The sequence below is a fragment of the Streptomyces sp. NPDC101166 genome (assembly GCF_044768125.1).
Taxonomy (GTDB): domain Bacteria; phylum Actinomycetota; class Actinomycetes; order Streptomycetales; family Streptomycetaceae; genus Streptomyces.
Genome location: NZ_JBIWPF010000038.1, coordinates 23,575 through 30,448, shown reverse-complemented (window position 1 = coordinate 30,448; position 6,874 = coordinate 23,575). Strand labels below are relative to the sequence as shown.

General features: G+C 72.1%; 3 protein-coding genes and 1 pseudogene. All 4 read left to right on the top strand.

What is annotated here, in order from left to right; all coding sequences use genetic code 11:
- Positions 1-160: 160 nt before the first annotated feature.
- The 4 genes and pseudogenes from ACIRS4_RS35490 to ACIRS4_RS35475 all read left to right on the top strand — a co-directional run bounded on the left by ACIRS4_RS35490 (position 161) and on the right by ACIRS4_RS35475 (position 6,864).
- The gene (locus ACIRS4_RS35490; protein ID WP_404203943.1) at positions 161-1,225 is read left to right on the top strand and encodes an alpha/beta fold hydrolase; all 1,065 of its coding nucleotides are present in this window, start codon (positions 161-163) and stop codon (positions 1,223-1,225) included.
- 623 nt (positions 1,226-1,848) lie between these two features.
- A complete protein-coding gene (locus tag ACIRS4_RS35485) occupies positions 1,849-2,205 on the top strand; it encodes an integrase (RefSeq protein WP_404203941.1) in 357 nt (118 codons plus the stop codon).
- Between the two features lie 216 nt (positions 2,206-2,421).
- A pseudogene (locus ACIRS4_RS35480) lies at positions 2,422-2,848 on the top strand (alpha/beta hydrolase); the annotation flags it as partial.
- Positions 2,849-4,095: 1,247 nt separating this feature from the next.
- Entirely contained in the window at positions 4,096-6,864 is a 2,769-nt protein-coding gene (locus tag ACIRS4_RS35475) for an AAA family ATPase (protein ID WP_404203939.1), read from the top strand.
- Positions 6,865-6,874: the final 10 nt, after the last annotated feature.

Below are 6,874 nucleotides of genomic sequence, written 5' to 3'. Positions count from 1 at the left end.
TGACTGATGTGTCGGGCTTTTTGGCGGGCGAGAGTGTGTGCCGCCGGTTCCGCTCCCCTCAGCGGTACAACCTCGGCGCGCCGGGCTCGTGCCGCTGAGGGGAGCGGGAGGTTTCCCGGGCTCGGGCCGGTCACCGCAAACGCACGACGGAGGGTTTCACATGATCGACAGGCGTACGTTCAGCAAGGCCGTGGGCTTGAGCACCGGCGTGGCCGCGGTCTCACTGTCCGGCCCGCAGACCAGCGCATCCGCCGCGCCCGCCGCGCCCGAGCCGGGCGGGTCCGCTGCCACCGTGCCCGCCACTGCCGCCGGTGCGCGCACCGGGTTCCGCACGCTGAAGCACGTCAAGGCGGGTGTCCTGGAGATCGGTTACGCCGAGACCGGTCCCGCGCACGGCCCGGTCGTCGTCCTCCTGCACGGCTGGCCGTACGACATCCACAGCTTCGTCGACGTCGCCCCACTCCTCGCCGGCCAGGGGTACCGCGTGATCGTTCCCTACCTGCGCGGCCACGGGAGCACCCGGTTCCTGTCCGGCAACACCCCCCGTACCGCCGAGCAGTCCGCGATCGCGCTCGACATCATCGCCCTGATGGACGCCCTGAAGATCGACAAGGCCGTCCTCGCCGGCTTCGACTGGGGCACCCGCACCGCCGACATCATCGCCGCCCTGTGGCCCGAGCGGGTCAAGGCCCTTGTCTCCACGAGCGGTTACCTCATCACGAACATCAAGGCGCAGCGCTCTCCCGCCCTTCCGGCTGTCGAGCGCAATTGGTGGTACCAGTGGTACTTCGCCACCGAACGCGGCAGGAGGGCCATGGAGGACGAGAAGGAGCGCCTCGCACTGTGCCGTTACGTGTGGACCCTGGTCTCCCCGAACTGGGACTTCGGCGACGCCACCTTCGCGCGCACCGCCGAGGCCTTCAAGAACCCCGACTACGCCGCCATCGTGCTCTACAACTACCGCTGGCGCATCGGCCTGATCGAGGGTGAGCGCCGCTACGACCGCTACGAGAAGCTGCTCGCGGCCCAGCCTCGCGTCGGCGTTCCCACGATCACCCTGGACGCGGCGCTCGACCCCTTCACCCCGGCGGGCGACGGGTCCACGTACCGCGAGCACTTCACGGGCCCGTACGAGCACCGCACCATCGCCGACGTCGGGCACAACCTGCCGCAGGAAGCGCCCAGCGTCTACGCCCGGGCCGTCGTCGACGCCGACCGCCTCTGACGTCCCACTGCGCGCCCGTGCCCAAGGAGCGGTCCTGGTTCGCGTGCACCCGGGCGAGGCGCGAGGGACGCGGGCCCTGGGGGCGGGAGGGACGCGGGCCCTGGGGGCGGGAGGGGTGTCCTCCTCCCGGCCGCCCCGGTGTTCAGCTCTCGCCGCGCCGGGGCGGGCGCCGGTTCGGGCGCGGGAAAGGGCAGGTGCAGCCGTCCGGGTCACGCCGGAGGTGGTCCTGGTGCTCCGGCTCGGCCTTCGTGGTCGCGGTCTGCGGCGTTGGGCTTGCCGTGGCCGCTGCAGCCCGCCCCGGGTGCGCATCACACCGGGCAGTGCCCGGATCGGCTCGGGCCTGCCTCAGAAGCAGCCGGCCGCCGGCAGCGTCTTCTCCTCGGCGTCGCTCGTGGCACCTCACCTTGTCTGTCCGCGTCTTGTCGCGCCGGCTCAGGGCACGCACGCGGTGTCCGGCCCCACTCCACGTGTCACCACCTCGACGAGTGACGTTGACGCATGACATGTTCGTCACCGGTCAAGGCAGTGACGAAGGCCGGCGGAGTCGGCCCGCCCGTCGAGAAAACCCGGGAGGGGCCGGTGTGCTTGAGACGGGTGATTCCTCTCGGGATCTGATCAACTTCGTGCTGCCACAGACCGGTGCCCTGGCCGAGGTGGCCGACCCCGCCCAGCCGTACGCCCCGCCGGACGCCGCCGGGGACGTGGTGGAGCCGGTCTCGGCGTTCTTCGCCGAGCTACAGGCGTGTTCGCGGCCGCCGTCGACGATCCGCTCCTACGGGATGGATCTGCTGCAGTGGTGGCGGTTCCCGGATGCCCTCGGGGTGGAGTGGCGTCGGGCTGCCCGGGCGGAGGCCAGGGACTTCGCGCGGTGGATGGCGATCGCGCCAAAGCCCGTGCGGATGCACTGGCGTCGACGGACTGCCGACACCAAGGTGCGGTCGGTGGCCCGGGCGCGTCGGCGGGGGCACCGAATTCGGTGACGGGGCGGGCGGGACCGAGGCTGATGTACGCGGCGACGACGCGGGCGCACTGCGAGACCGTGCTGCAGTCCTTCCACGACTTCCACCGGGACCCGGGCACCGGCCCAACCATCAACCCGTTCCCCCTCGGACGAGAGCGCCGTCGGCTGCCCGCCGTGGCCGGCCGGCCGACCCGCTCCTCGCCCGGTGGCCAATACCGACCGTCGGCGCCGGTGCGAGAGCGCCCTGGAACTCACCGACAAGTACCCGGGCCCCACCCTCCCCGACGCCCTCGACGCGGTCACCTACCGGCAGGCGGACGGCTCCACCGCCACCGACCTGTACATCCCGCAGGACAGGTTCCGCCACCAGTTCGCCGCCGACGTCCCCGCGGGACAGGCCCCCCTCATGGCCGCCGAACAGCGGCCCATCGCCCAGGCCGCCCCGGAGGAGAAGGCCACCGGCGCGGCCCGGAAGACCAAGCCGAGCTGGGCCGACGTCACCACCCGCGACCTCAACATCCCGGCCGCCGTCCAGCGCTTCATGGCCAAGCGCGCCCACGCCCACACCACAGAGGTCGCCGCAGTCCCACTCGGCCGCCGTCTCCCGCCCCCCTCTGGTGGCCCACGTGATCGAGCAGGCCGCCCGCACCACCGTGCGCTGACCCTCTTCCAAGGACCGCGAGACCCACCGCCCACCGAGCCCGGCCCCCCTCCCCCGACGCCCCGCACAACCAGCCCCCAGGTCCGCAGAAAAGCACCGCAGAGCCCGACCGAAAACCGACACGCGGGCACACCGGTGCCCCTGCGACACTCACGCGCACAGCAGCCCGCGTCAGACAAGCAGCACGAACGCCCTCTCACAAGGCCTTACCGGCCACCCCCTCACCGCCACCGCGACGCCACCACCGCGACGCCGCCACCCGAAAGGCCGGTGGCCGAAGAGCCATCGCCCGAAGGGCCGGTGGCCGAAGCGCCATCGCCCGAAGCGCCGTCACCCGAAGGGACGGTGGCCGAGAGGCCGTCACCCGAAGAGCCGGTGGCGACGAGGGGCCGTCGCCCGAAGCGCCATCGCCCGCGACGCCGTCGCCCGAAGCGCCGTCACCCGAAAGGACGGTGGCCGAAAGGCCGGTGGCGACGAGGGGCCGTCACCCGCGACGCCGTCACCCGAAGGGCCGTCACCCGAAGGGACGGTGGCGACGAGGACGACGAAGAGCCGGCCCTGCGCCCGGGCGGTGGCGGCGCAGGCGACCAGCCGCGCCGCCCCGTAGCGCCGGACAGGCAGGCGCCCTGCACTTCCACAACATGGAGCCTGCCAGACCCTCCCCGGCGCATCCTCCACAGGGAAACCATCGACACGAGAGCGGACGACAGCCCAGACCCGCAAGCGTCCGCCAGCGCCCACGAAACACCCGGCGACCATGAACAATCCCGCCCCAGCCGACAGAAGACAGACATCCACGACACACCCGACAACAGAGCCGCCCACGGCACCACAACAACGCCGACCGAACCGAACATCACAGCACCCACCACCTGACCGAAACCAGCACAGACCAGCACCCCACTCCCACGACACAGAACACACACAGCAGCCCCCCAACCGAAACCGGACTCACCCCGGTATGCGCCGATGACCGTACGACAAGAGCCATGCCGGTCATGCCGGGCGCCGAGCCCTTCGGGGGCCCTTTAGGCTTGTGCGTGGGGTGCGGGCGGCGGGACGTCGGACACGTCGCGGACGCGGACACCTGACGTGTGGCCCTGGGGACACACACCACACCGAGGTACGGGCGGCGAGCCGCCAGGACGGTCCGGCGACGGGGGACGACGACGTGCCCTCGCCCTGGCGCCCGGGCCCGCCGGTGCGCCGGGACGAGAACGTTTCGGCGGTGAAGGGATCGGGGGGACCGTGGAGTCGATCGTCCAGGCCTTGATCGGCCGTGAGCGCGAGCAGGAGGTGCTGTCGGCGTTCGTGGCGGCCACCCAGGGCCGGGCTCTCATCCTGCGCGGGGACGCAGGTGTGGGCAAAAGCTCACTGCTCAACCACATCGTCGAACGCGCGACGGCCCAGCAGCACCAGGTGATCCGAGCCGCCGGGGCCGAGGCCGAGTCCCAACTGCCGTTCGCCGGCCTCCACCAGCTGCTGTATCCGCTGCTCCCCCACATCAACGGGCTCGACGACCCCCACCGGGGTGTCTTCGACGTCGTCTTCGGCAGAGGCGAGGGCACCGCCCCGTCGGTCATGACCCTCGGCATCGCAGTCCTCGACCTGCTCGCTCTGGTGGCTTCGCACAAACCCCTGCTGCTGGTGCTCGACGACGGTCAGTGGCTGGACGCCTCCAGCACCGGGGTGTGCGGTTTCGTGGGGCGCCGGCTGACCGGCAGCTCGGTGAAGCTCGTCGTCGGCCTGCGCTCCGACGTGCCGTCGGGATTCGACACGGCCGCGCTGCCCCAACTGCCGGTGACCACACTGTCGCAGACGGCCTCCGAACAACTCCTGGACACGCACCACCCCGGGCTGGCCCCCCGGATCCGCCGTCTGATCCTGGACGAGGCCCAGGGCAACCCGCTCGCCCTGCTGGAACTGCCGCCCTACGTGCGTGGCGACCGGGCAGGACGCACCCCCGAGGAACTCCTCGGGTACACCGGCACCCCGTTGCCCCTGCGCCTGCAACAGGTCTACGGCGCCCGCATCACAGCTCTCGGCGACGACGTGCGCGCGGAACTGCTGCGCGGCGCGCTGGACGGCGTCGGCTCCGGTGCGGCGGCCGGCCACGCCAGGAACACTCGCTACCGCATGAGGGAGGCCGACGAGGCAGCGGCCTGCGGCCTGCTCGACATCGACCCGCTCACCGGCGACTTCGTCTTCCGCCACCCCCTGGTGCGGTCGACCGTCGTGCACAGGGCCACCCCGAACGAGCGGCGCGCGGCGCACGCCGTACTCGCGCACGTACACCGCGACGACCTGGAACGGCGGGCCACCCACCTGGCCGCCTCGACCGTCGACCCCGACGAGGAGGTCGCGGCCGCGCTGGAGGCGGCCGCGGACTCCGCCACCCGCCGGGGCGGCGCACAGGCCGCGGTGGCCTGGCTGACCCGGGCCGCGGAACTGAGCGAAAGCCGCCAGGAGCGGTCCAGACGGCTGGGCAGCGCGGGCTACATCGCCGGCCACTCGGGCCAGTTGGACCAAGCCCAGCAGCTGGTCCGCTCGGGCACACCGACCGGCACGGACAACTCCCCCAGCTCCGTGGTCACTTCGGGCTACGCCGCGCTCTTCGAGGACGGGGACGTACGGTCCTCGCAGCGCCAGGTCTTCGCGGCGATCGAAAGCATGCGCCAGAGCGGGCTGCGGGAGCCCGACGAGGTCCTCACCCGCCTGGTCGACCTGCTGCTGGCGATCAATCAGTACGCCAGCGACGAGGCCTCCTGGCAGCGCACCCATGAGCTCATGGCCAGCCTGGGCGACCTGGTGTCCTCACACTCCCGCGTCTACCAGGACGCCTGGGGTGACGTGGTACGCCGCGGCGCCGGTGTGCACGAACGGGTGGAACGCGCCTTCGCCGGCCTTGGCGACCTGGAGCCGTGGGACGTCACGCGGCTGGGGGTGGCCGCCTACCACGTGGACACCCTCAGCCAGTGCCGGCCGCAACTGCAGCGCACCGTGGACCGGGAGGCGGAGACGGGGGCCGTGGCCGACGCCATGACCATGCTGCACCTGATCATGCTGGACCAGATCGCCGTCGGCGAGTGGGACGAGGCCGAACACACCGGCAGGCGCTGCCTGGAGCTGACGACAACGCACCGGCACGCGCTGTTCGTCCATCACACCCAGGCGTACCTGGGGCTGCTGGCCGCCCTGCGCGGCGAGGTGCTCCGGGCACGGGAACTCCAGGCCACGGTCGAGGCGTGGGCCCGGCCCCGAGGCGTCGGCTTCCTCACCCAGATCGCCGACGCCGTCGGGACCACCGCCGCCCTCACCGAAGGCGACTACGAAGCCGCCTACCTCCACGCCATCGGCATCACACCCCCCGGCACCTTCCAGCCCTACGCCCACCAGGCCTCCCGCACCCTCCTCGACCTCGTCGAAGCAGCACTGCACACCGGCCGTACGCAACAGGCCCGCGCCCACGCCCTCGCGGCCCAAGACGCGAACCTCCCCGACCGCTCCCCCCGCCTCGCCCTCATCACCTACGGCGCCCTCGCCATGACCACCACCGACACGGCCCGCGCCGAAGCCCTGTACGACCGCGCCGAAACCCAGCCCGCCGCCGCCCGCTTCCCCTTCGAACTCGCCCGTATCCGCCTCGCCCGCGGCATCCGCCTCCGCCACACCCGAGGAAGGAAGGCGGCACGGCCCTCGCTGACTCAGGCGGCAGAGACGTTCGAGCGGCTCGGGACACCCGCCTGGACCGAACGGGCCCGCGCCGAGCTGCGCGCCACCGGTGCGCCCGCCCTCTCCACCTCGGCACACACCACGGCCCTGACCTGGCAGGAGCACCGGATCGCCGATCTCGCCGCCGGCGGCCTGACCAACAAGGAGATCGGCGCACGCATGCACCTCTCACCCCGCACCGTCAGTTCACACCTCTACCGGGTGTTTCCCAAACTGGGCATCACCTCCCGCGCCGCCCTCCGCGACGCGCTGGCCAAGATCCCCGGCTGTGACCAGGACGCGTGACACGACGGCA